This window comes from Streptomyces sp. NPDC055962, assembly GCF_042270185.1.
Taxonomy (GTDB): Bacteria; Actinomycetota; Actinomycetes; order Streptomycetales; family Streptomycetaceae; genus Streptomyces.
Genome location: NZ_JBHJYN010000001.1, coordinates 290,213 through 312,122, shown reverse-complemented (window position 1 = coordinate 312,122; position 21,910 = coordinate 290,213). Strand labels below are relative to the sequence as shown.

22 protein-coding genes are annotated in these 21,910 nt (G+C 70.3%); 14 read left to right on the top strand and 8 right to left on the bottom strand.

Annotated elements, in window-relative coordinates; translation table 11 throughout:
• The first annotated feature begins 47 nt into the window (after positions 1 to 47).
• Positions 48 to 914, top strand: coding sequence for a thioesterase family protein (locus tag ACFC51_RS01380; protein WP_376526409.1), 867 nt, complete (start codon positions 48 to 50; stop codon positions 912 to 914).
• 20 nt (positions 915 to 934) lie between these two features.
• A complete protein-coding gene (locus tag ACFC51_RS01375; protein ID WP_376369153.1) occupies positions 935 to 1,906 on the top strand; it encodes a helix-turn-helix transcriptional regulator in 972 nt (323 codons plus the stop codon).
• Here the strand turns inward: ACFC51_RS01375 and ACFC51_RS01370 are convergent.
• Together ACFC51_RS01370 and ACFC51_RS01365 are read right to left on the bottom strand one after the other, a co-directional pair.
• Positions 1,878 to 2,711 carry an alpha/beta fold hydrolase gene (locus ACFC51_RS01370; RefSeq protein WP_376526406.1) on the bottom strand — a complete coding sequence of 278 codons (834 nt, stop codon included), beginning with the start codon at positions 2,709 to 2,711 and terminating at the stop codon, positions 1,878 to 1,880. The two genes, ACFC51_RS01375 and ACFC51_RS01370, sit on opposite strands and share 29 nt — an antisense overlap.
• 10 nt (positions 2,712 to 2,721) lie before the next feature.
• Complete coding sequence (locus ACFC51_RS01365) at positions 2,722 to 3,345, bottom strand: TetR family transcriptional regulator (protein WP_376369155.1); 624 nt, start codon at positions 3,343 to 3,345, stop codon at positions 2,722 to 2,724.
• A gap of 104 nt (positions 3,346 to 3,449) precedes the next feature.
• Here ACFC51_RS01365 and ACFC51_RS01360 point away from each other — a divergent pair, with 104 nt between their 5' ends.
• Positions 3,450 to 3,605, top strand: coding sequence for a hypothetical protein (locus tag ACFC51_RS01360; protein ID WP_376369156.1), 156 nt, complete (start codon positions 3,450 to 3,452; stop codon positions 3,603 to 3,605).
• A 16-nt stretch (positions 3,606 to 3,621) separates the two neighbouring features.
• The gene (locus ACFC51_RS01355; protein WP_376369157.1) at positions 3,622 to 4,002 is read left to right on the top strand and encodes a DUF4190 domain-containing protein; all 381 of its coding nucleotides are present in this window, start codon (positions 3,622 to 3,624) and stop codon (positions 4,000 to 4,002) included.
• A 22-nt stretch (positions 4,003 to 4,024) separates the two neighbouring features.
• Here ACFC51_RS01355 and ACFC51_RS01350 read toward each other — a convergent pair whose 3' ends face one another.
• Positions 4,025 to 4,216 (bottom strand): hypothetical protein, encoded by a 192-nt coding sequence (locus ACFC51_RS01350; RefSeq protein ID WP_376526404.1) that lies wholly within the window; start codon positions 4,214 to 4,216, stop codon positions 4,025 to 4,027.
• Positions 4,217 to 4,560: 344 nt separating this feature from the next.
• Between ACFC51_RS01350 and ACFC51_RS01345 the strand changes: the two genes are divergently transcribed.
• Positions 4,561 to 5,730, top strand: a complete 1,170-nt coding sequence (locus tag ACFC51_RS01345) for a cysteine desulfurase family protein (RefSeq protein ID WP_376369159.1) — start codon at positions 4,561 to 4,563, stop codon at positions 5,728 to 5,730.
• Here the strand turns inward: ACFC51_RS01345 and ACFC51_RS01340 are convergent.
• Positions 5,723 to 6,409 (bottom strand): N-acetylmuramoyl-L-alanine amidase, encoded by a 687-nt coding sequence (locus tag ACFC51_RS01340; RefSeq protein ID WP_376369160.1) that lies wholly within the window; start codon positions 6,407 to 6,409, stop codon positions 5,723 to 5,725. The two genes, ACFC51_RS01345 and ACFC51_RS01340, sit on opposite strands and share 8 nt — an antisense overlap.
• 61 nt (positions 6,410 to 6,470) lie before the next feature.
• Between ACFC51_RS01340 and mnmA the strand changes: the two genes are divergently transcribed.
• From mnmA to ACFC51_RS01315, 5 genes are all read left to right on the top strand, one after another.
• A complete protein-coding gene (mnmA, locus tag ACFC51_RS01335) occupies positions 6,471 to 7,601 on the top strand; it encodes a tRNA 2-thiouridine(34) synthase MnmA (RefSeq protein ID WP_376526402.1) in 1,131 nt (376 codons plus the stop codon).
• 193 nt (positions 7,602 to 7,794) lie between these two features.
• On the top strand, positions 7,795 to 8,982 hold the full coding sequence (locus ACFC51_RS01330; protein ID WP_376526400.1) for an ATP/GTP-binding protein: 1,188 nt from the start codon (positions 7,795 to 7,797) through the stop codon (positions 8,980 to 8,982).
• Positions 8,979 to 9,812, top strand: a complete 834-nt coding sequence (locus ACFC51_RS01325) for an RloB family protein (protein WP_376526399.1) — start codon at positions 8,979 to 8,981, stop codon at positions 9,810 to 9,812. The genes ACFC51_RS01330 and ACFC51_RS01325 overlap by 4 nt, the downstream gene beginning before the upstream one ends.
• 106 nt (positions 9,813 to 9,918) lie before the next feature.
• Positions 9,919 to 12,504, top strand: coding sequence for an N-6 DNA methylase (locus tag ACFC51_RS01320; protein ID WP_376526396.1), 2,586 nt, complete (start codon positions 9,919 to 9,921; stop codon positions 12,502 to 12,504).
• Positions 12,497 to 13,702 carry a hypothetical protein gene (locus ACFC51_RS01315; RefSeq protein ID WP_376526394.1) on the top strand — a complete coding sequence of 402 codons (1,206 nt, stop codon included), beginning with the start codon at positions 12,497 to 12,499 and terminating at the stop codon, positions 13,700 to 13,702. Before ACFC51_RS01320 ends, ACFC51_RS01315 begins: the two co-directional genes overlap by 8 nt.
• Before the next feature lie 18 nt (positions 13,703 to 13,720).
• Here ACFC51_RS01315 and ACFC51_RS01310 read toward each other — a convergent pair whose 3' ends face one another.
• Positions 13,721 to 13,906, bottom strand: coding sequence for a DUF397 domain-containing protein (locus ACFC51_RS01310; protein WP_376526392.1), 186 nt, complete (start codon positions 13,904 to 13,906; stop codon positions 13,721 to 13,723).
• Positions 13,907 to 13,918: 12 nt separating this feature from the next.
• Positions 13,919 to 14,773 carry a helix-turn-helix domain-containing protein gene (locus tag ACFC51_RS01305; RefSeq protein WP_376526390.1) on the bottom strand — a complete coding sequence of 285 codons (855 nt, stop codon included), beginning with the start codon at positions 14,771 to 14,773 and terminating at the stop codon, positions 13,919 to 13,921.
• A 294-nt stretch (positions 14,774 to 15,067) separates the two neighbouring features.
• On the opposite strand from ACFC51_RS01305, the gene ACFC51_RS01300 reads away from it, so the two are divergent.
• The 3 genes from ACFC51_RS01300 (at position 15,068) to ACFC51_RS01290 (ending at position 20,016) form a co-directional block, all read left to right on the top strand.
• Complete coding sequence (locus ACFC51_RS01300; protein ID WP_376526388.1) at positions 15,068 to 15,544, top strand: ATP-binding protein; 477 nt, start codon at positions 15,068 to 15,070, stop codon at positions 15,542 to 15,544.
• A 127-nt stretch (positions 15,545 to 15,671) separates the two neighbouring features.
• A complete protein-coding gene (locus tag ACFC51_RS01295) occupies positions 15,672 to 19,226 on the top strand; it encodes a type I restriction endonuclease subunit R (RefSeq protein WP_376526386.1) in 3,555 nt (1,184 codons plus the stop codon).
• A gap of 55 nt (positions 19,227 to 19,281) precedes the next feature.
• Positions 19,282 to 20,016 (top strand): M48 family metallopeptidase, encoded by a 735-nt coding sequence (locus ACFC51_RS01290; RefSeq protein ID WP_376526383.1) that lies wholly within the window; start codon positions 19,282 to 19,284, stop codon positions 20,014 to 20,016.
• A 78-nt stretch (positions 20,017 to 20,094) separates the two neighbouring features.
• Here the strand turns inward: ACFC51_RS01290 and ACFC51_RS01285 are convergent, their stop codons facing one another.
• Both ACFC51_RS01285 and ACFC51_RS01280 read right to left on the bottom strand, forming a co-directional pair.
• Positions 20,095 to 20,898, bottom strand: a complete 804-nt coding sequence (locus ACFC51_RS01285; RefSeq protein WP_376526381.1) for an alpha/beta fold hydrolase — start codon at positions 20,896 to 20,898, stop codon at positions 20,095 to 20,097.
• Between the two features lie 61 nt (positions 20,899 to 20,959).
• Positions 20,960 to 21,295: a DUF427 domain-containing protein gene (locus ACFC51_RS01280; protein WP_376369163.1), complete on the bottom strand. Its 336-nt coding sequence runs from the start codon at positions 21,293 to 21,295 to the stop codon at positions 20,960 to 20,962.
• Positions 21,296 to 21,360: 65 nt separating this feature from the next.
• On the opposite strand from ACFC51_RS01280, the gene ACFC51_RS01275 reads away from it, so the two are divergent.
• Entirely contained in the window at positions 21,361 to 21,900 is a 540-nt protein-coding gene (locus tag ACFC51_RS01275) for a TIGR00730 family Rossman fold protein (protein ID WP_376369164.1), read from the top strand.
• Positions 21,901 to 21,910: the final 10 nt, after the last annotated feature.

Here is a 21,910-nt window from a genome sequence, read left to right as displayed (position 1 = left end):
AACAAAAAGCTACCGCTCAGTAATACGATCGGTGTACGGTGCATGCCATGGCACAGGCAGCAGCGCAGGAGTCGCGCGCAGTACAGGCGACCATCGGTGACAGCGAGTTCGACCGTGACACCGCGGTCACGCTCAGGGAGGAAGGCGTCTACGACGCGGAGCTCTCCGCGGGCTGGACGATCATCCACGCGGTCAACGGCGGCTACCTGCTCGCCATGCTCGGCCGCGCACTCGGCGAGGCGCTCCCGCACTCCGACCCCTTCTCGGTCTCGGCCCACTACCTCACGGCCTCCGTGCCCGGCCCCGCCGTGATCCGCACCCAGGTCGTCCGCACCGGCCGGACCCTGTCCACCGGCGAGGCCTCGCTCTTCCAGTTCGCGGAGGACGGCTCGGAGGTCGAGCGCATCCGGGTGCTGGCCACCTACGGGGAGCTGGACGGCCTGACCGACGAGGTCCGTACGACCGCCCTGCCGCCGGCCATCCCGCCCCTGGACCAGTGCCTCGGGACGAGCGACGGCACGGCGCCGATCCCCGGCAGCTCCGCCATCACCGAACGGCTCGACATCAAGCTCGACCCGGCGACGGTCGGCTGGGCCGTCGGCGCACCCTCGGGCAAGGGCGAGATGCGGGGCTGGTTCGGGCTCGCGGACGGCCGTGACGCGGACCCGCTCTCGCTGCTCCTCACGGTCGACGCGCTGCCGCCGACCTCCTTCGAGCTGGGGCTGAAGGGCTGGACCCCCACCATCGAGCTCACCACCCACATCCGCTGCCGCCCCGCCCCCGGTCCGCTGCGGGTCTCCATCACCACCCGCAACCTCGCGGGCGGGTTCCTGGAGGAGGACGCGGACGTCTGGGACAGCGCCGACCGGCTCGTCGCCCAGTCCCGCCAGCTGGCCCGCGCACCCCGGGGCTGATCCCGCGCCATGATGGCGAGGTGAAGTCCGACCGGCTGCTCTCCGTCCTGCTGCTGCTCCAGACCCGCGGCCTGGTGCCCGCCGGTGAACTGGCCGAGCGCCTCGAAGTCTCCGTACGCACCATCTACCGGGACGTCGAGGCGCTCTCCGCCTCCGGGGTGCCCGTCTACGCGGAGCGGGGGCGCAACGGCGGGATCGCCCTGCTGCCCGGATTCCGTACGGACGTCACCGGGCTGACCGCCGACGAGGCGCGCGCCCTCTTCGTCGTCGCCACGCAGGGGGCCCACTCGGCGCTCGGGCTGGACGCCGCGCTGGGGTCGGCGCTGCGCAAGGTGATGGCGGCCCTCCCGGCTCCGCACCGGCCCGCCGCCGAACAGACCAGCCGCCGCATCCTGGTGGACCCCGTCCGGTGGATGAGCGGGCCCCCCGTCACCGTCGAGGTGGGAGAACTGCGCGACGCGGTCTTCGCCGACCGGAGGCTGTTGCTCCACTACCGCCACAGCGGCACGGACACCCCGCGCGTGTACACCGTCGACCCGTACGGCCTCGTCGTGAAGGCGGGTGTCTGGTACCTGACCGCGGACCTGGACGGCGCGCCCCGGCTCTTCCGCGCGGACCGGGTGGAACGGGCGGTCCTCACCGGGGAACCCGTGGTGCGCAGGGACGGCGTGGAGCCCGCCGACGTCTGGGAGGAGCTGCGCCGCCAGGTCGAGGAACGGCCGGGCGGCGTACGGCTCCGGGTGCGCGTCCACCGATCCCGGCTGGACCTCTTCGTGCGCCTCCACGCGGCGGTGCTGACCGGTCGTCCGGAGCCCGAGGGGGAGCCGGAGGGGGAGTGGGTGCTGGCCGAACTCGACGTGCCCGAGGTGGAGTGGGCGCGCTCCCTGCTCTCCTTCGGCCCGAACCTCGAAGTGCTGTCGCCGCCCCGGGCGCGCCGTGTGGTCGCCGAGGCCGCGGCCGCGGTCACGGAGCTGTACGCAGGAAACGGGTGAGCGCCGCGGTGAGCTCGGCGGGCGCGTCCTCCTGGACCAGGTGCCCGGCGCCGTCGATCAGCCGCAGCTCGGAACCGGGGATCAGCCCGGCCAGCTCATGGCCGCGAGCCACCGGGATCCACGTGTCGTCCGTCCCCCAGCAGATCAGCACGGGCAGGTCCAGCTCCCCGTAGCGGTGCTGGATCTCGTCGGTGAACCTCTGGTCGTTCTGGGTGATCTGCCGGTAGAACGCGGGCTGCCCGGCCTCGGTGCACCAGGGGGCGACCAGCCGGTCCAGCACCGCCGGATGCAGTCCCCGGTGGCTGGCCGATCCGACGTACTCGGTCACCAGCGCGCGGTGCAGCTCCGGCGGCAGTTCCTCGAAGACCTCGGCGCGGCCGCCGAGCAGCCGGTAGGCCGGCGAACCCCACGGGGACAGCGCCACCGGGTCGACGAGGGCCAGGCGCCGGTAGCGGGCGCCGTGCAGGAGGCGGGCGCGCAGGGCGACGCAGCCCCCGAAGTCATGGGCGGCCACGGCCGGTTCCTCCAGCTCCCAGTGCGCGAGGAGCTCGGTGAGCACCCGGGCCTGGGCCCGCAGCGACACGTCCTGGCCGGCGAACTGTGCGGAGGAGCCGTAGCCCGGAAGGTCCCACACGTACACCCGGTGGTCCTGCGCCAGGCCCCGGGCGATCCCGCGCCAGACGTACGAGGAGAAGGGTGTGCCGTGCACGAGGACGACGGGCGGGGCGTCCTCGTGGCCGAGTGCGGCCCAGCACACCTCTCCCGAGGAGCTGGTGAAGGTCCGGTCCGGGGTCCAGTCGCTCATGGAGCCGACCTTACGGCTCGTCCAGCCAGTGGGCCCGGCCCAGCGTCACGAGGCGCAGCCGGCGCCGGGCGACCCGGACGACCTCGTGCTCGCCCCGGGGGCCGGCGTCCAGGAGGGCGGAGGCGGTGAGCACCATGTGGTCGACGTACAGACCGCCCAGCATCAGCAGGTCCGCCCGGTCCCAGCCCGCCGACTCGGGTTCGGCGCCGAGGACGTGGGCGACCTCCTCGGCGAAGCCGCGCAGCTGGGCGTCGATCGCTTCGCGCACCTGGACCACGCCGCCGTGCTGCTCACGGGCGATGAAGCGGAAGTGGGCGGGCTGGGCGGCGACATGACGGGCTATCAGCCCCACGCTGCGGTCGAGCCTCTCCTCGGTGTCCCCTGTGTCGGCGAGTATCGCGCCGATCATGCCGTGCAGGCTCCCGAGCGTCTCCTCGACGAGGGCGACGCCCAGCGACGCCGTGCCGTCGAAGTGGCGGTAGAAGGCGGTCGGGGTCACGCCCACGGCCCGGGTGACCTCGCGCAGGCCCAGGCTGCTGAGGCTCTGGTGCTCCAGCAGTTCCAGGGCGGCGTCGAGCAGCGCCTGACGCGTCTTCAGCTTCTGGGCCTGGCGGATGCCGATGGTGTGACTCATGCCATTCAGTAAACAACCGTTCTCCGAGTCCTGGAAGGGGTACAAGGTCTAGACTCAGAAGTCAGTGAACAGTCGTACTCTCAAAGCTCGCGGAAAGGCCGGACATGTTCGTGCTCGTCGCCGCCCTGCTCCTGCTGGGGGTCGTCCTCGGGGCGGTCGCACACCTCCCGCTCCCCGTGGCCCTCGTCGCCGCCGCCGTGATCGGTCTCTGGCTCGCGGTCTTCGGCGCCCGTGAGCGCCTCGCCCGCCGCACCCGCTGAGGAAGGAGTCCCCACCATGGCACTCACCACCGCACGCACCGCACCGCGCGACAGCCGTTCCGCAGGCCCCGCCGATGGCGCGTCCACCGGTAGCGCATCCACCTGCGGCCGGTCCGGGGCTGTGCCCCGGCCCGCCTCCCGGGACGCCTCCCGGCCCGCCTCCCGGGACGCCGACGGGCTCGCCGTCGCCTCGTTCGTGCTCGGGCTGCTCGGTCTGCTCGTGATGAACATCGTGCTCGGGCCGGTCGCCATCGTCATGGCGCTGCTGGCCCTCGCCCGCTCGACCGCCCGCCGTGGCCGGGCCCTCCTCGGACTGGCCCTCGGGATCGCGGACCTGGCCGTCCTCGCCGTGCTGGTCACCGCCAACGGCACGGTCTCCTGGAGTCTCGCGGGCTGACTCCGCGACCGCGGTGCGTCGTCTACGCCCGGACCGACCGCCAGATCTGTTCCGGCAGGAGGCGTGCCGCTTCGTCGAGGTCCACGTCGCCGATGCCCGACAGCGAGCGGCGGACGACCGCCACGACGGGGTCCAGGACGAGCGACTCGATCAGCGGCAGCGGGAGCGGGGCGAGCTCCCCGGAGTCCATCCGTAGCCGGACCCACGCGGCCATGCCCGAGACCCTGGGCGATGCCCTTGCGGTCGGAGAGCGGGGAGTGCAGGAGCAGGGCGGGCCCCGGGAAGGTGCGGGCATGTCGGATCCGACGGGCAGCGGAGCCGAGCCGCTGGGCGCGGACGACCCGCGCCGGATCGGCGGAATTCCGCTCGCGGGCAGGCTCGGCTCCGGCGGCATGGGGCGCGTCTGAGCACGGCGCCGTGCGGACTCCTCCGATGCCGTCCCGGGCCGCCCGCCGCCCGGGACGCGCGGGGGCGGGCACCGGCCGCGGGCTCCCGCCCGGTCCGGGACCGGTGCTCCCGGCACGAGCCGCTCCGCGGGCTCGTAGAATCGTCACCACCATGGCTTACCTCGACCACGCCGCGACCACGCCGATGCTTCCGGAGGCGATCGCGGCGATGACCGCGCAGCTCGCCGTCACCGGTAACGCGTCCTCCCTGCACGCTGCCGGGCGCCGGGCCCGCCGTACCGTCGAGGAGTCCAGAGAGACCCTCGCCGACGCGCTCGGCGCGCGCCCCAGCGAGGTGGTCCTGACCTCCGGTGGCACCGAGGCGGACAACCTCGCCGTGAAGGGGCTCTACTGGGCCCGCCGCGACGCCGACGCCCGGCGCACGCGTGTTCTCGCCAGCCCCGTCGAGCACCACGCCGTCCTCGACGCCGTGGACTGGCTGGCCGAGCACGAGGGCGCCACCGTCGAGTACCTCCCGGTCGACACGTTCGGGCGGGTGCACCCGGACGCGCTGCGCGAGGCGCTCGCCCGCAACCCCGACGACGTCGCACTGGTCACCGTGATGTGGGCCAACAACGAGATCGGCACCATCATGCCGATACGTGAACTGGCCGAGGTGGCAAGCGAGTTCGACGTCCCCATGCATGCCGACGCGGTGCAGGCGTTCGGGCAGCTGGAGGTCGACTTCGCCCGCTCGGGGCTGGCCGCGATGACGGTCAGCGCGCACAAGATCGGCGGCCCCTTCGGTATCGGCGCGCTCCTGCTCGGGCGTGAGTACACCCCCGTACCGGTCCTGCACGGCGGCGGGCAGGAGCGCCATGTGCGCTCCGGCACGCTCGACGTACCCGCCGTGGCCGCGTTCGCCGTGGCCGGGCGGCACGCCGCCGACGGACGCGAGGACCACGCCGGCAGGATCGGCGCCCTCCGGGACGCGCTGGCCGCGGCCGTCCTCGAGGCCGTGCCCGACGCCCTCCTCGGCGGCGACCCCGCGCCCGGCGGGCGGCTGCCCGCCAACGCCCACTTCACCTTCCCCGGCTGCGAGGGCGACTCCCTGCTGCTGCTCCTCGACGCCCAGGGCATCGAGTGCTCCACCGGGTCCGCGTGCACCGCCGGGATCGCGCAGCCCAGCCATGTGCTCCTGGCCACGGGCACCGACCCCGCCCTCGCGCGCGGCACGCTGCGCTTCTCGCTCGGCCACACCTCGACGGCGCAGGACGTCGAGGAGCTCGCGCGGGCGATCGGCCCCGCGGTCGAGCGGGCCAGGACGGCGGGGCTCAGCTAGCCCGGGACCCGCCGGTGGACGCCGCGCGCACCAGCTTCATGTAGCGCGGCCAGTCCCAGTGCGGTCCGGGATCGGTGTGGTCCGTGCCGGGAACCTCGACGTGCCCGATGATGTGCTCCCGGTCCATCGGGATCTCGTACCGCTTGCATATCGCCGCCGTCAGCCGGGCCGACGACGCGTACATCGCCGCGGTGAAGTCCTGCGGGCGGTCGACGAAGCCCTCGTGCTCGATGCCGATGCTGCGCTCGTTGAACGAGCGGTTGCCCGCGTGGTACGCCACGTCCAGCTCGCGGATCATCTGCGTCACCCGGCCGTTCTGCCGGACGATGTAGTGCGTCGCCGCCCGGTGCGCGGGGTCCTGGAAAACCTTGACCGCGCTCGCGTAGCTGCCCTGGGTGACATGGATGATCACCCGGTCCACGCCGTAGTCGTCGGGGCGGTCGGCCCGTCGCCAGTTCGCCTCGGAGGCCGCCACCCAGCGAGCCGGGGCGTAGTCCAGCGCGCCGGCCTCACGGGGCTTCTCCACGCCCGGCACCCGCCACCACACGCGCCGGATCTCGTCCGCGGCCAGGACGGCCGTGCCCGCCGCCGCGACGCCGCCGCCGATCAGCAGTGAGCGTCGGCTGATGCCGTGACCGGGGCCTTTACCCGATCCGCCGGCACTCCCGTTGTTCCCCATGTGCTCCTCAACGCTTATCCGCGAGCATTCGGTTCCCGGGGCCCCGTACTCTGGTGAAGCTATGACTCAGACCTCCCAGCGCCCCCTCCGTGTGCTCGCCGCCATGTCGGGCGGCGTCGACTCCGCCGTCGCGGCCGCCCGAGCCGCCGAGGCGGGCCACGACGTGACCGGTGTGCACCTCGCCCTCTCCGCGAACCCGCAGTCCTTCCGCACGGGCGCCCGCGGCTGTTGCACCATCGAGGACTCCCGGGACGCCCGCCGCGCGGCGGACGTCATCGGCATCCCGTTCTACGTCTGGGACCTGGCGGAGCGCTTCCGCGAGGACGTCGTGGACGACTTCGTCGCGGAGTACGAGGCCGGACGCACGCCCAACCCCTGCCTGCGCTGCAACGAGAAGATCAAGTTCGCCGCGCTGCTCGACAAGGCGCTGGCCCTCGGCTTCGACGCCGTGTGCACCGGCCACTACGCGACGGTCGTGCTCAAGGAGGACGGCACCCGCGAGATGCACCGCGCCTCGGACATGGCCAAGGACCAGAGCTACGTCCTCGGTGTCCTCGACGAGAAGCAGCTCGCCCACGCGATGTTCCCGCTCGGTGACACCCTCACCACCAAGGACGAGATCCGGGCCGAGGCCGAGCGCCGGGGCCTGGCGGTCGCCAAGAAGCCGGACAGTCACGACATCTGCTTCATCGCCGACGGCGACACCCAGGGCTTCCTGGCCGGCCGCCTCGGCGGTCCGGCCCAGGGCGACATCCTCGACGAGGAGGGCGCCAAGGTGGGCACCCACGAGGGCGCCTTCGGCTTCACCATCGGCCAGCGCAAGGGCCTGCGCATCGGCCACCCCGCCCCCGACGGCAAGCCCCGCTACGTCCTGGACATCTCCCCGGTGAACAACACGGTGACGGTCGGCCCGGCGGAGGCCCTCGACGTCACCGCCCTGACCGCCATCAGGCCCCGCTGGTGCGGCACCGCCCCCACGGGTCCCGGCACGTACACCGCCCAGCTCCGCGCCCACGGCGGCGAGACCGAGGTGACCGCGGAGCTGGTGGACGGCACCCTGACCGTCACCTTCGCCGAGCCGGTCCGGGGCGTGGCCCCCGGCCAGGCGGTCGTGCTGTACGACGGGACGCGCGTCGTCGGCTCGGCGACCATCGCGACGACGGTGCGTCGCGAAACGGCGGCGGCGGGCTGACGGGCCGGGGCTGGCACGGCCGGTGCCGGCGTCATAGGCTGCACGTGCGGATCGTCCGCATGCGGTGTACGTACGACGGGGTCAGCCTCCCCGTCCTGTCGGGAGGCCGAGGGTGCTACTGCGTTTCCGGGTGGCCAATCACCGCTCGATCCGCGATGAGTGCGAGCTGTCTCTGATCGGTTCGGAACCCGGCGTGAGTGGTGGCCGCCCGACCGGACTCCGCCACGCGGAGCAAGAAGTCTCGGCGCTGCCGGTGCTGGGGGTCTTCGGCGCCAACGCCGCGGGCAAGAGCAACATGCTCAGTGCCCTGCGCGACATGCGCGCCGCGGTCCGTACCTCGTTCGCCGACTGGGCGAAGACGCCCGGGGTGCCCCGGAAGCCGTTCAAGCTCGCCCCGGCTTACGCTGAGGAGACCAGCCTCTATGAGGTGGACCTCACTCTGGGACGCAGCCGCACGCGGTTCACGTACGGGTTCGAGCTCTCGGACGAGCGTGTCGAGGCCGAATGGCTGCACGCCTACCCGCAGGGGAAGCGCGAGATCTGGTTCGACCGGGAGGCCGGGCGCCCGGAGCCCGAGGGCGGGGAGTTCGTCTTCGAGAGCGACGGCTTCAAGGGCCGCCGCGAGGACCTGGTGGCGCTCACCCGCCCCGACGCCCTCTTCCTGTCCACCGCCGCCACACTGAACGACCCCCAGCTCTCCGCGCTGCACCGGTGGTTCCTGGACAACCTGTGGCTGGTGACACCAGGCGCGGACGTCGAGCACCGGACCAGATGGACGCAGGAGCTCATCGAGAGGAGTGCGGAGGAGGGGTACCGCGAGCGCGTCATGAACCTGCTGGCTGTCGCCGACCTCGGTGTCACCGGCATGGACATCGACCAGGAGTCCGGCGCTGTCAGGCTCAGGCACCGCACGGAGGACGGCACCGAGACCTCGCTGGACTTCCTCACCGAGGAGTCCTTCGGCACGCACGCCTGGTTCGCCTTCCTCGGGCCCATGCTCACGGTGCTCGACAAGGGGGCGGTGCTGCTCGTGGACGAGCTGGACTCCAGCTTGCACCCGACGCTGGCGGCAGAGGTCGTACGGATCTTCCAGGACCCGAAGGCCAACCCGCGCAACGCACAGCTGATCTTCACGACGCACGACGCCACCCTCCTGGGCAGCGAGGTGCTGGACCGGCCTCTCGGCCGTGACCAGGTATGGATCGCGGCCAAGGACCGATCGGGCGCGACGGAGGTCTATCCGCTGACCGCCGCGCATCCGAAGGACGGCGAGAACCTGGAGCGCGGCTATCTGCGCGGCCGGTACGGCGGTGTGCCCCGAGTCAGCGCGGGGGAGATCGCCCGCGAACTGTCCTGGCAGGAGGAGAAGGCGACAGCGTGAGTACGCGGGGCGGGCAGCAGCACGGACAGCACGGTGACGAGGGGCGGGCGGACGAGCAGCCCCGGCGGAAGCGCAAAAGCCGCAAGGGCGAGGAAAAGACCCTCGCGGCGCCTGCGCCGCCGCCTCCTGCGGACACGAGAGCGCAACGGGTGCTCTATGTCGGCTGCGAGGGCGAGTCGACCGAGCCGGACTACCTGAACTATCTCAACGAACGGTTTGGGGACGGCAGTCTCACCGGCGGGCGGCGGTTCAAGATCCAGCCGGTGTACACCAAGAACGGGTACACACCGTCCAGAGCCGTTGCCGCTGTCCAGGCCAAGGCGGAAGAGGACGAAGCCTGGGCCCTGTTCGATCGGGACCAGCACCACGACATCCCTGAAGCCCTGGACCTGGCAGCCGAAAAGGGTACCGAGGTCTGCTTCTCGCACCCCTCGTTCGACCTGTGGCTGCTGCTCCACTTCCAGGCCTTCGGCGGGAAGCGCAGCGGGAGTAGCGAACACGTCGTGGAAGCGCTACGACAGGCGGACCCGGCCTTCAAGAATTTCGACAAGAGGAACAACAAGAGCGTCAAGGAAGGGCGGCGTACGGCGCTGGACAAAAAGGAGTCCGACGCCGTCAGCCGGGCACGAAGCATGGTCAAGCAGTGCGAACACGGCACCTGTAAGGCCAAGTCCACTCGGAAGGACCGCTACCAGTGGCCCGGCGCTCCCGAGCGCCCCGATCCGCTGATCCCGCACTCGGGGCACGCCGCCGACTGCCCGGTCCTCGACCGCGACCCGTCCACCGATGTCTGGCGCCTGCTGGTGAGTCTGGAGATCGTGGACGCCTGATCGACGGGGTGGCGCGCGATTCGGCTGATCGTCTTCGCGGCACCCTCGCGGCGCCTAAACTTCTTTAGCATCCTGATCCCTCTCCGTACATACGAAGGAATGGCGCGTGGCCAGAATCACCCTGCCCGAGCTCGAACGGCACCTGTATTCGGCCGCCGACATCCTGCGCGGGCGGATGGACGCCTCCGAGTACCGGGACTACATCTTCGGGATGCTCTTCCTGAAGCGGGCCTCGGACGAGTTCCAGCCGGAGTGGGACCGGCTGTACAAGGACACGCTGGACCGCACGAAGGACGAGACCAAGGCGCTGAAGCGGGCCAACGACGCGGACTCGTACACCGACGTCTTCTACGTCCCGCCCCGGGCACGCTGGTGGAAGGGGCCGCACGTCGACCTGGAGGACCCGGAGAACCCGGCGCCCGGCATCCAGGCCCTCACCAACCGCGTCGGTGAGCGACTCGACCAGGCGATGGTCGCGCTCAGCGAGGGCAACGATCGCCTGGCCGGTGTCACCACGCACATCAGCTTCAACGAGATCATCGGCACCAAGCCCCGCTTCACCGACGACGAACTCGCTCAGCTGATCCGCCACTTCACGCTCTACCGTCTGCGCAACGAGGACTTCGAGTTCCCCGACATGCTGGGCGCGGCCTACGAGTACCTGCTGGGGGAGTTCGCCGACTCCGCCGGGCAGAAGGGCGGGGAATTTTATACCCCGCGCGCCGTCGTACGCATGATGGTCCGGCTCGTCGACCCGAAGGCCGAGGAGTCCGTCTACGACCCCTGCGCCGGCTCCGGCGGCATGCTGATCGCGGCCCGCGAGCATGTGGAGGAACACGGCGAGAACCCGACGCTCCTCTCGGTCAACGGCCAGGACAAGAACGGCCCCTCCTGGTCCATGGCCAGCATGAACATGGTGCTGCACGGCATCCGTGAGTTCGATCTCCAGCATGGCGACACCCTCACCGAACCGCTGCACTTCCAGCCCGGTACGAAGCGCCTTCGCCGGTTCTCCAAGGTCCTGTCCAACCCCCCGTTCTCCCTGAACTACGACGCCTCCCTGGTCGCCGAGGCCGACAGGAACCACGGGGCACGGATGAAGCACTGGGCTCCGGAGGGTGGCAAGAAGGCCGACCTCATGTTCGTCCAGCACATGGTTGCCGTGCTGGAGGAGGAGGGTGTCGCGGCGATCGTCATGCCGCACGGGGTGCTGTTCCGGGGTGGCAAGGAACGCGACATCCGCGAGCAGCTCCTCAAGGACGACTGCATCGAGGCGGTCATCGGGCTCGGCCCGAACCTCTTCTACGGGACGGGTATCCCCGCCTGCGTACTGGTGCTCCGCCGCCCGCACCGCAAGCTTGCCAAGCGGGTGGACAAGGTCCTCTTCATCAACGCCGACCGGGACTTCACGGCGGGCCGGAACCAGAACGAGCTCCGCCCGGAACATGTCGAGAAGATCGTCACCACGTACCAGCAGTGGCGGCAGATCCCCCGGTACTCCCGCGAGGTCGAGGTGAAGGACCTGCTGGCGGCGGAAGCCAACCTCAACATCCGCCGCTGGGTGGACAACTCGCCGCCCGCCGAACCCCAGGACGTACGGGCGCACCTGTACGGCGGGGTGCCGGTGACCGAGGTCGAGAGCCGGGCGGAGCTGTTCGGCTCGTTCAATGTGGACGCGGCGGAACTGTTCGCCGTACGAGCAGGCGACCCGGACTACTACGACTTCCTGCCTGAGGGGCCGGACACGACGGCCCGACGGATTCCGCTGCTGGCGGCGGAGAAGGAGTCGGAGCTGGACGAGGTGTACGGGGCGTGGTGGAAGGCCCACGCGCCGCTCTTCGCGGGGCTGGCGGCAGACCGTGAGCTGATGAAACTGCGGAGCGGGCTCCTGGACTCGTTCAAGAGGGACATCGGCGCTGTCGGAGTGATCGACGAGTTCGCCACGGCCGGCATCATCGCCGACTGGTGGTCCACCAACCGTTACGACATGAAGGCCTTGGCGGCCGGAGGGTTCGAACGGGTGCTGACCGGCTGGGTCGATTCGGTCGAGGCGATCGTCGAGCCCGTGATCCCCGACGACGACACGGCCACTCGTAAGAAGACGGTCACGACCGCCGACCGCCGCCGAGCCATGGACCAGCCGGTGGTGCGCGTGCTGATCCCGGAGTTCTTGGACGCGGTGGCTGCGGCGGACAAGGCGGTGGCCGAGGCCGACGTGGCGTACAAGACGGCGATGGAGAAGCTGGCCGAGGCGAAGGGGCCGGAGCCGGCGGAGGGCGACGAGGACGAAGACGCTGAGCCGGAGGGCTCGGACGAGGACGCCGCACCGGTCGCCTCGCCGGAGGAGATTGCCGCGCTGACCCGTGCTGTTGCGGCCGGTAAGAGGGCCCTGGCGGCAGCTCGGAAGAAGCGGAAGGCACTGGACGACGTGTTTCTCCGCCAGTTGCGGGGTGCGCGGGACGTGGTGCGGGACGCGGAGGCGGGCGGTCCGGAGCGGGTGGTTCTGGAGGTCCTGGACACGGACCTGTCGGGGCGCCTGGACTCGGCCACGGCTGCGCGGAGGCGCGAGCTGGTGGCGGCGTTCCGGGGGTGGGCGGAGAAGTACGCGGTGTCGCTGACTGACCTGGAAGCGGAGAGCGATGGGGCTGCGGGCGAGCTGGGGACGTGGCTGAAGGAGCTTGGGTATGCCTGAGCGCGTGAGTGATGATGCTGACTACCTGGCGCTGGACCACTACCTTCGTGATATCGACACAGGTAAGAGCCCAGTGGCCGAGAACACACCCGCTGGTGATGGGGAGTGGGGGGTACTGAAAGTCAGCGCGGTTCAAGAGGGCTGGTTTCTCCCACGCGAAAACAAGGTGATCCGAGACGCTGCGCACATTCAACCCCGCTTCGAGGTGCGTCCGGGTGACCTTCTCATGACCAGGGCAAATACAGAGGATCTGGTTGGGCTGGCCTGCATCGCTAATGCACCGCCGCCAGGACTCATGCTGAGTGACAAGACACTTCGACTCGTAATCGATGAAGAGGTTGCCGATCCGGCATTTATCGCCATTTCCCTTCTGCGCCCAGCCACGCGAAAGCAAGTCCGGGCGATGGCTACGGGTACGAGCGCTGGTATGAAGAACATCGGCCAGCGACAAATCCGCAGGCTGAGGGTCCCGAGTGCATCCCTGGATGAGCAGCGCCGGATCGTCGCCGTGCACGCCGCCTTCGAGCGGCGGATCGAGGCTCTGCAGAAGCAAGCGGACAAGCGCACGGCACTGCTTTCGGGCTTGAGTGAGTCACTCCTCCAGCGCTGTGGGGACAAGATCGTAGCGCTGGGTGACGTGGTCGCCGAGTGCCGGGCAGGCGTAACGCTCGGAGCGCATCGGGCACCTCGCCGTAACGCCGTGGGCTACTTGCGCGTGGCTAACGTACGCAAGGGCTGGATTGACACCGACGACATCGCTGTCCTGGAGACCCAGGAGCGCGACCGCCCCCGCTACGAGCTGGCCCCTGGGGACGTCCTTGTCGTCGAGGGGCACGCAAACCCCGAACAGATCGGCAGAGCTGCTGTAGTCGGCGGAATGGCAAGCGGGCTGCTTTACCAGAACCATTTGTTCCGTCTCAGGTTCGGCGACGTGATCCCTGAGTTCGCCGCGTTGTGGCTTAATGCCTCGATGGTCCGCGGTTACTGGCGTACGCGCTGCACAACTAGCTCTGGTCTCTATACGATCAACTCGAATCTTCTCGCTGGCGTTCCGTTTCCGCTTGTCGCCTCCGAACAACAGCGAGAGGTCGTGGAGGCCTGCCAAGTCGTCGACCGCTCGGTGAAGAGTGCAGAGCAGCAGATCGAAAAAATCCGAGTGTTGCAGGCTGCTGCGGTCGAAGGGTTGCTGGCTGGGTGACGGTCACGCGGTGGCGTGTCAGGTGTTGTGGCTTTTCATTTCCAGTACGAGAGCGTGCAGCGCGGAATAGCTGGCTATCAAGACGACATCAGGGCTGTCGCTCTCACGAATCGCAACCCTCTTGTCCTCCATCGCAGCTACCTCGACGCAGTTGTTCCCCCCTGCGTCGGAGAACGACGATTTCACCCAGTGCAGGTCGGGCACGTGAGACACCTGTTACAGCTCCTTGGCGATGGAGTGGATGAAGTCTCTGGACTTGGAGGGAGTCAACGCCACCCGCTCGACCAAGTCCAGCCTGGTGCGGAAGTTGGCCAGCTGCGTGGGGGAGTCGATGAACACCGCCCCGGTCGGCGAGTCCATGTGGACTGTGTCCAGGTGAGAGTTGGGAGCCTCCGCGTAGAGGACGGAGGAGTCGCCCAGGAGCGGGTATCCACCTGCAGCGAATGGGATGACCTGGAGCGTCACGTTGGAGCGCTCGCAGGAATCCAGTAGGCGCAGCAGCTGGGCGCGCGCAGCGCTGCGGCCTCCGAGCTGCATCCGGATCGCTGCTTCGTGGATCACCCCGGAGTACGGGACTGCGTGTTCCCCCGTGATCACGGACTGGCGTGCAAGTCGGTGCGCCACCCGTAGTTCGACTTCGAGACGCGGCAGGGACGGGACGAGGAGTTCGAAGATGGCGCGCGCGTGGTCCTCCGTGTGGAAGAGGCCGGGTAGATGCGCCGTCTGGACCGTACGCAGGCGGACCGCGTAGTCCTCAAGGGCCGACACGTCCAGAAAGCCCGGCGGGATCTTGCCCCGGTACTCCTCCCACCAGCCTGTCTTGCGTCCCCCCGTCAACGCGGACAGTGCGTCGATCAGTTCCGGCTCGTCGCATTCGTAGATGCTGCTCAGGCGCCGCAGGCGCTCCTCGCTGATCCCGAACCGCCCGGCCTCCACGTTTGAGATGACCGTCCGGTCTGTCCCCAGCAAACCCGCAGCCTCCGGGGCTGTCATGCCGGCGGCCTCCCGGAGCCGCTTCAACTCGATGCCGAACCGGCGTTGAAGGATGGTCGGGGCGTGTCGTGGTGCCATGTGTCGTCCTCGTTGTCTGCGGGGCCGCGCTCAGTTTGTCCAGCGGAAGCGTCACGGTCCATCGAAATCGGCAAGTTAACTCTTCGGAGTGCCTTGGTAGCACCGTTATGGGAGCAGCCCCTACTCTTCGGTGAGCGCCACTCACTCACCGTTGCCAACGGAAGCGCACCGATCCACCCTGCCCACCCGGGGGGCAGGCCCGGACCGGCATTGCCACCGTTGCTCGCGGTGCAGCCCCAACCACCCCTGGCGCACGCTCGTTTCATTCGCTCGCACGCACCCCAGGAGGTGCCCGTGAGGACCGAACCCGCGCTCCACACCTCGTACAGCCCGTACGAGGACCCTCACCCCGCCCCCATCCCCTTCGCCGACCCCTGGAGTTACGAACTCGCCTTCCCCCGTGACCCGCGCGGCCCCCGTGTCGCCCGTGCCACCCTGCGGGCCATCCTCGGTGCGCACGAACTCGCCGAACTCAGCTACCGCGCCGAGGTGCTGGCCTCCGAGCTGACCACCAACTCCGTGCGGCACACCCAAGGCCCCGCCGGAGTACGGCTCCAGTGGCGGCACCCCGTGCTCCGGGTCAGCGTCTGGGATCTCAGCCCGGATCTGCCCCGGCCGTACACATCGCCCGCCGGGCCCGACGCCGAGGCCGGACGCGGGCTGGCCATCCTCGAACTGGTCGCCGACCGCTGGGGTGGTTGTGCCATAGGGGAAGGGGAGCTGGGATCGGGAGGCAAGACCATCTGGTTCGAGCTGGCGCTCACCAGCTGACCACAGGTCCCGCCGGCCGGCCCCGCCCTTCCGCCCTGGTCGATCCGACGCCCACCGGTAGAGTTCCGCGTACACCCATACGGGTGCGGGTGAGACGTACGGTGACGGGCGCGCGGGGAGACCAGGGATGGGTCAGCCGGAGTACGACAGGACCGAGAAGCCGCTGACCGAGCAGTTGGCCGCCATGGGGTGGACGCACCTCCAGGGCGGCCCGCCGCACGGCACGGTCACCGATCCGGGTGCCTCCGGGCGGCAGGGCTTCGACCAGGTCGTCTACGCGGAGCGGTTCAGGGACGCAGTCGCCCGGATCAACCCGGGGTGCGACGGGAAGCCCTGGCTGTCCCGTGCCCAGCTGGACCACCTCCTCGCGCGGGTCCGGGGTACGGCGCCGGGATTCGGGCGCCCGGGCCGCGGTGTCGCGGGCAACCTCGACGCGACCGAACTCCTGCGCAAGGGGATCAACTCCAAGACCGTCCCGGGCTGGACCAGAGGCGATCCCGAACACGTCAGGCTCGTCGACTGGGACGGCGAGTTCGAGAACGGCAACGACTTCCTCGCGGTGTCCCAGTTCCGCGTGGAGCGCAGGAACGCCGAACCCGTCATCCCGGACGTCGTCCTGTTCGTCAACGGTCTGCCCTGGGTCGTCATCGAGTGCAAGGCCCCCTTGGTCTCCGGCCGGCAGGAACAGCGCGCGGCGCTGGACGCGGCCGTCGAGCAGGTCATCGGCTACGCCGGGGTGGAGGCGCCTGAGCCTGTCGCGGAGTTCGTAAGGTTCGCCCAGGTGCTGATCGGGACCGACCGTGACCACGCGGAGCTCGGCACCGTCACCGCCGACTCGCTGCGCTTCGCGCCTTGGCGCACCACGCTGCCCGCCTCCGAGGAACAGGTGCGCGAGGAGACCGGAGGGAGTAGCGGCGCCCCGCTGAGCGACCAGGACATCCTGGTGGCCGGCGTGCTCCGGCCGGCACATCTGCTGACCCTGGTCAGGGACTTCACCACCCAGGCCGGGAGCGGTCCGCGTACGGTCAAGATCATCGGCCGCTACCCGCAGTTCAAGGCCGTGCACAAGCTGTCCCGGCGTCTACTGGAGCGGCGCCGGAAGATTGCGGCGGGGGAGCCGGTCGACCAGCGCGGCGGGGTCGTCTGGCACACCCAGGGGTCGGGCAAGAGCCTCACCATGGCGTTCCTCGTACGCCATCTGCGCAGCACACCCGGTCTCGACGGGCACAAGGTCGTCGTGGTGACGGACCGGCTCGATCTGGAGAAGCAGATCCGGGGGAGCCTCGCCGCGAGCGACCAGAAGATCTACCGGGCGTCCAGCGTGGCCCAGTCGCGCAGCTACCTCGCGGTGGACGTCGCCGACCTCGTACTCGTCACGCTGCAGAAGGCGCGCAGGGACGACACGGAGTACGACGGCCGTGAGGAGAAGCTTCCCGAGGGCGACGACGACGGCTTTCTGTACAACCGTGTCGCGAACCCGAGTCCGGACATCGTCGTCCTGATCGACGAGGCCCACAGGGGCCAGGCCCGGTGGCAGCACGCGCGGCTGCGCGCGATGCTGCCGAACGCCACCATGGTCGGTTTCACCGGAACCCCGATCCTCAGCGGAGACCGGAAGACCACCGAGGACATCTTCGGCCCCTTCGCGGACCTCTACACCCTGCGCGACGCCGAGCGTGACGAGGCCGTGGTCCCGGTGCGGTACGAGGCGTACAGCGTTCCGCTGGAAGTGATCGAGAAGGCCGCGCTGGACGCGGAGTTCGACGAGAAGGTGCCCGCCGACCCCGAGCAGCGGGACCGCGTCCTGGAGAAGTTCGCGCGGCGCAAGGAGATCCTCGAAGCCCCCTCGGTGATCGAGGCCAAGGCCGACTTCATACTGCGGCACTGGGCGCGGACCGCGCTGCCGGACCGTTTCGGCGCCCAGCTCGCCGCCGTCTCCCGGCTTGCGGCGGTCCGCTACCGCGATGCCCTCCTTGCGGCGCGGGACCGGCTGGTGGCACGGATCGACGCCCTCGAACCGGATCTCGTCCACGACCCGATCGCCGCTCTCGAGGCCGAAGGGGAGGAACGGGAGCTGCTCGACCTGGTCGCCCACCGGGACGTGCTCCACTCCATCGAAGCCGCCGTGGTGATCTCCGAGGCCCAGCCGAACAACGGGCGTAAGGACCCCGAGGAATGGAAGTGCTGGACCTCGAAGTCCCGGCAGGACGGGCACATCAAGCGCTTCCAGAAGGGCATCGGTGACCCGCTGGCCGCTGCCGAGGACCCCGCTTGGGAGGCAGCCACCCACGGGACGTCTGCATCCGGTACGGGAACGCCCGGAGGGTCGGGCGAGGCCTGGCACCCCGAGGGACCACAGCCCGGCACCCTGGCGTCCGAGTACGAGGAATCCGGGGAGAAGCCCATGGCCTTCCTGGTTGTGCAGTCGATGCTGCTCACCGGCTTCGATGCCCCGGTCGAGCAGGTTCTCTACCTCGACCGCGCCCTGTCCGGCGCCGGACTGCTCCAAGCGGTCGCCCGCACCAACCGCCCCTACCCGGCGAAGCGATGGGGGCAGGTCGTCGATTTCGTCGGAATCGGCCCGCAACTCGCACAGTCGCTGACGGAGTACGAACAGGCGCACCTTCGCGAGCTCTATGGCTACGAACTCTCCGTCGACCACCTCGACACGAAGACCTTCACGGGCGATCAGCCCGTCCGGGACCGTCTGCTCCTCCAGGCTGATGCAGCGGCGGAAGCCCTGCTCACCGATCTGCGCACCCGTGTCTCCGACTTCCTGGGCCGGCTGGGCGTCACCTCCCTCGCGGCGGAGGAACAGCGGGAGAACCTGCTGGCCGCCCTTGAGGACCCACTGCTGCGCGGCGATTTCGACGAGCTCGCGCGTGACTTCCTCACCGCGCTCAATGCCGTGCTGCCGAACCCCGAGGCACTGCGGCACGAGGCATTCGCCCGGCTGCTCGGCGAGGTCCAGTACGTCGCCCGCCGGCGCTACCTCGACGGGCGCGACGACTTCAGCCCCCGCCGCTACGGTGCCAAGATCCGCCAGCTCATGGCGCGGCACCTCAAGGTGACGGCGATCGAGCAGCGCGTCCCGCCCGTCGACCTCACGGCCGCGGACTTCATGGAACGGGTCGACGCCAACACCGACGCGCGCGCCCGCGTCTCCTACATGACCGGTTCGGTCCGGGTGCGGATCGCGGCCGAGATCGGTACCGACCGGGCCCGCTACACACGGTTCAGCCGGCGCCTCGAAGAGATCGTCCAGCAGATGGGGGACGACTTCGAGCAGGCGGCGGCCGATCTCGCCCGCTTGGTCGGCGACATGAACACGAGCGAGGCCGAGAACACCGGTGCGGGCAGCGGACTCGACCCGCTGACCGAGCGGCCGGTCCACGGGCTGCTGGTGCAGGAACTGGAGGAGAGCGCGCAGATTGCCTCAGGCGTCGATCTGGAGGCGGCCGCGCGGGCCCTGACCTCGGAGATCGCCGACCTCGTCCGCTCGCCGGACATCGTGCACCTCACGGACACGCAGGACCGGGTCCGCAAGGTGATGCGCGGCCGGCTGGAGGTGTATCTCGCGCTGGACTGGGAGGACACCGGTCATCTGGCGAGCCTCCTGGTGGAGCTGGCGGTCGAAGGCAGAGAGCACTTCCTGCGGTACCGGGACGGGACGGAGAGCTGAGCGAAGGGGAGGGGCAGCCCCGGGAACCGTGCCACCGGGTGGTAGGAATGCCCGCGTGAGCACTCCCGTCCACCAGGCGATCGCGGCGCTCCCCGTGCCGGGGGAGTGGACGTGGCAGGTCGTCGTGCGGCCCCGGCGGCGCACCCTGGGCATCGAGGTCGACGAGGCCGGGGACGTCCTCTTCGCCGTGCCGCCGGACGCCGACCCGGAAGCGGTGGCGCGAGCCGTACGGACGAGACTGCCCCGGCTCGCGCGCGAAGTGCGCAGCCGACAGGCCCGGCCGGACGAGCCGGTCAAGGAAATCGTCGGCGGAACCGGCTTCACCTACCTGGGGCGGCGCCACCGGCTGAAGCTCCTGCCCCCGGGAGAAGGCGGCCGTGTGAGGTTGCACCGAGGGTGGCTGGAGCTGCCCCGGCCGCACGCGGCCGACGAAGGCGCACACCGGATCGCCCAGTGGTACGAGGTGTGCGGCACCCGGTGGCTCTCCGGGCGGCTGCCCTCGTACGCGTCCCGCGGCGGTCTGCCCACACCCCCGGTGGAGGCCCGTGACCTCGGCCCCAGATGGGGGGCGCTGGGGCCGGACGGCTCCATCGCGGTGCACTGGGCAGTCATGCAGCTGCCGCCGGCCTTGGTGGACCTTGTCCTCGTGCACGAGCTCTGCCACCTGCGCGCCTCCGGGCACGGCGCGGCCTTCCGGCGGGAGGTACGGCTCGTGCTGCCGGACGCCGACGCGCGCGAAGAGGCGTTCGCTAAGGCAGAGCCCGGACTGTGGCGGGGTGCGCTCCGATAGTGCCACCCCGGTGGCCGGTCCGATGTTCCTCCCGCGCGGGCCATGTCCGACCCCTGTACGGACCTGGCCCGCGCGAAGTCATCGGGAGACCCGGACGGCGAACACCTCCCGGGCGAAGAAGTCCGCCAGCACCGGTGCGATCACATGGGGTGCCAGCTCGCGCGTCTGCCCCGTCAGGGTGCGGTGCCTGGCGCGGGGGATCGCGGCGGCGAGGGCGAGGGTCGTCTCCTGGGCCTGTGCGGTGCTGAAACCGCCGGTCACCACCAGGGTGCGTGCCGTGAGGGACGCGAACCTGCCGGCGGGCACCGAGCCGTCGCCCAGCAGCGCGTCGTCGTACGCGAGGGTGTGCGCCACCGCTTCCAGGCCGGGCCACAGCGGGGCGCGCCGCATGCGGGCGATCGTCGCCTCCGGGACCCCGGTCCGTGACAGGTACAGCTCGACGGCGCCGCCCCGGTCACCGCCCGCCAGCAGCCGGTGCAGCAGTGCCGTGCAGCGGGACTTGTGCAGGAGACCGGCGGCACCGGGGGTGTACGGCGGCTCGTAGACCGCGAGCAGGTCCACCGGCAGCCCCGCGGCGTGCGCCTCCAGGGCCAGGGCTCCGCCCGACAGCATCCCGAACAGCGAGACGGGCCCACCCGCCGCGGCCGCGACCGCCGCCAGGTCCTCGATCTCGCGGCGGAGCGCGTACGCCCCGCCGTCCCCGCTCGCCCCGCGGCCCCGGCGGTCGTACGTGACGACCGTGAAGCGCGGGGCGAGCAGCGCGGCCAGCGGCGCTCCGTCGGCGGCGGTGCTCAGCGCTCCGCCGACCAGGATCACCGGTGGCCCGTCGCCGCGGCGGCGGTACGCGATCGACGTGCCGTCGCGGGAGAGAGTCTTGTCCATGTGAGGGTGGACCGCCGCGCCCCGGAAAACTCATCGCTGCGGTCGGGAAATTTTCTGACGGTCAGTCGGGGACGACCTCCGTGGCGTAGAAGCAGAAGTGGGCCTCGATCTCCTGGACTTGCTCCTTGGGCTCCGGATAGGCCCAGACGAGGTCCGCGGCGCCCGGCACGGACCAGTAGGACGCGTCCCCCTTGAAGGGGCAGTGCGTACGGGTGTCCGACGGAGTCAGCAGGTCGGTGCGGACGTCCTCGGGCGGCAGGTAGTAGCGGTCCGGACAGCCCGTCTCGCGCAGCACCAGCGGGCGGCGGCTGTCGGCGAGCACCTGCCCGTCGTGGACGGCGCGCACGTGCGCGTCCGCGGGCTCGACGGTGATGATGTGTCCTGTGGTCGAAGTCATACCTGGTTCAGCCCGGGAGGAGGCCGGTTTCTTCCCGCCCCATGAGCCGGTCGTACGGTGTCCGTATGAACATCTGCGTCTTCCTCTCCGCCGCCGACCTCGACGACCGCTACACCACCCCCGCCCGCGAATTCGCCGAACTGCTGGGCCGGGGCGGACACACCCTCGTCTGGGGAGGGTCGGAGAGCGGCCTCATGAAGGTCGTCGCGGACGGTGTGCAGGAGTCCGGCGGGCGGCTCGTGGGGGTGTCGGTGGACTTCCTGGCCGCCAAGGCGCGGACGGACGCCGACGAGATGGTGATCGCCAAGGACCTGGCCGAGCGCAAGGCGCTGCTCCTGGAGAAGTCCGACGCGATCGTGATCATGGTGGGCGGCACCGGCACGCTCGACGAGGCGACGGAGATCCTGGAGCTCAAGAAGCACGGCAAGCACACCAAGCCCGTCGTGCTGCTGAACACCGCCGGCTTCTACGACGGCCTGCGCCAGCAGTTCCAGCGCATGGAGGACGAGGGCTTCCTCCCGCTGCCCCTGACCGAACTGGTCTTCTTCGCCAAGGACGGCGTGGGCGCGCTGGCCTACCTGGAGGAGTCCGCCGGTCAGCAGTGATGCGAGCATG

Coding starts and splice junctions, on each gene's coding strand:
- ACFC51_RS01350 (WP_376526404.1), bottom strand. CDS start 4,216: ATGGCCGCGTGGGTCCGGCTACGGATGGACTCCGGGGAGCTCGCCCCG.
- ACFC51_RS01360 (WP_376369156.1), top strand. CDS start 3,450: ATGTTCGTGCTCGTCGCCGCCCTGCTCCTGCTGGGGGTCGTCCTCGGG.
- mnmA (WP_376526402.1), top strand. CDS start 6,471: ATGACTCAGACCTCCCAGCGCCCCCTCCGTGTGCTCGCCGCCATGTCG.
- ACFC51_RS01355 (WP_376369157.1), top strand. CDS start 3,622: ATGGCACTCACCACCGCACGCACCGCACCGCGCGACAGCCGTTCCGCA.
- ACFC51_RS01315 (WP_376526394.1), top strand. CDS start 12,497: ATGCCTGAGCGCGTGAGTGATGATGCTGACTACCTGGCGCTGGACCAC.
- ACFC51_RS01380 (WP_376526409.1), top strand. CDS start 48: ATGGCACAGGCAGCAGCGCAGGAGTCGCGCGCAGTACAGGCGACCATC.
- ACFC51_RS01275 (WP_376369164.1), top strand. CDS start 21,361: ATGAACATCTGCGTCTTCCTCTCCGCCGCCGACCTCGACGACCGCTAC.
- ACFC51_RS01285 (WP_376526381.1), bottom strand. CDS start 20,898: ATGGACAAGACTCTCTCCCGCGACGGCACGTCGATCGCGTACCGCCGC.
- ACFC51_RS01365 (WP_376369155.1), bottom strand. CDS start 3,345: ATGAGTCACACCATCGGCATCCGCCAGGCCCAGAAGCTGAAGACGCGT.
- ACFC51_RS01370 (WP_376526406.1), bottom strand. CDS start 2,711: ATGAGCGACTGGACCCCGGACCGGACCTTCACCAGCTCCTCGGGAGAG.
- ACFC51_RS01280 (WP_376369163.1), bottom strand. CDS start 21,295: ATGACTTCGACCACAGGACACATCATCACCGTCGAGCCCGCGGACGCG.
- ACFC51_RS01345 (WP_376369159.1), top strand. CDS start 4,561: ATGGCTTACCTCGACCACGCCGCGACCACGCCGATGCTTCCGGAGGCG.
- ACFC51_RS01305 (WP_376526390.1), bottom strand. CDS start 14,773: ATGGCACCACGACACGCCCCGACCATCCTTCAACGCCGGTTCGGCATC.
- ACFC51_RS01295 (WP_376526386.1), top strand. CDS start 15,672: ATGGGTCAGCCGGAGTACGACAGGACCGAGAAGCCGCTGACCGAGCAG.
- ACFC51_RS01340 (WP_376369160.1), bottom strand. CDS start 6,409: ATGGGGAACAACGGGAGTGCCGGCGGATCGGGTAAAGGCCCCGGTCAC.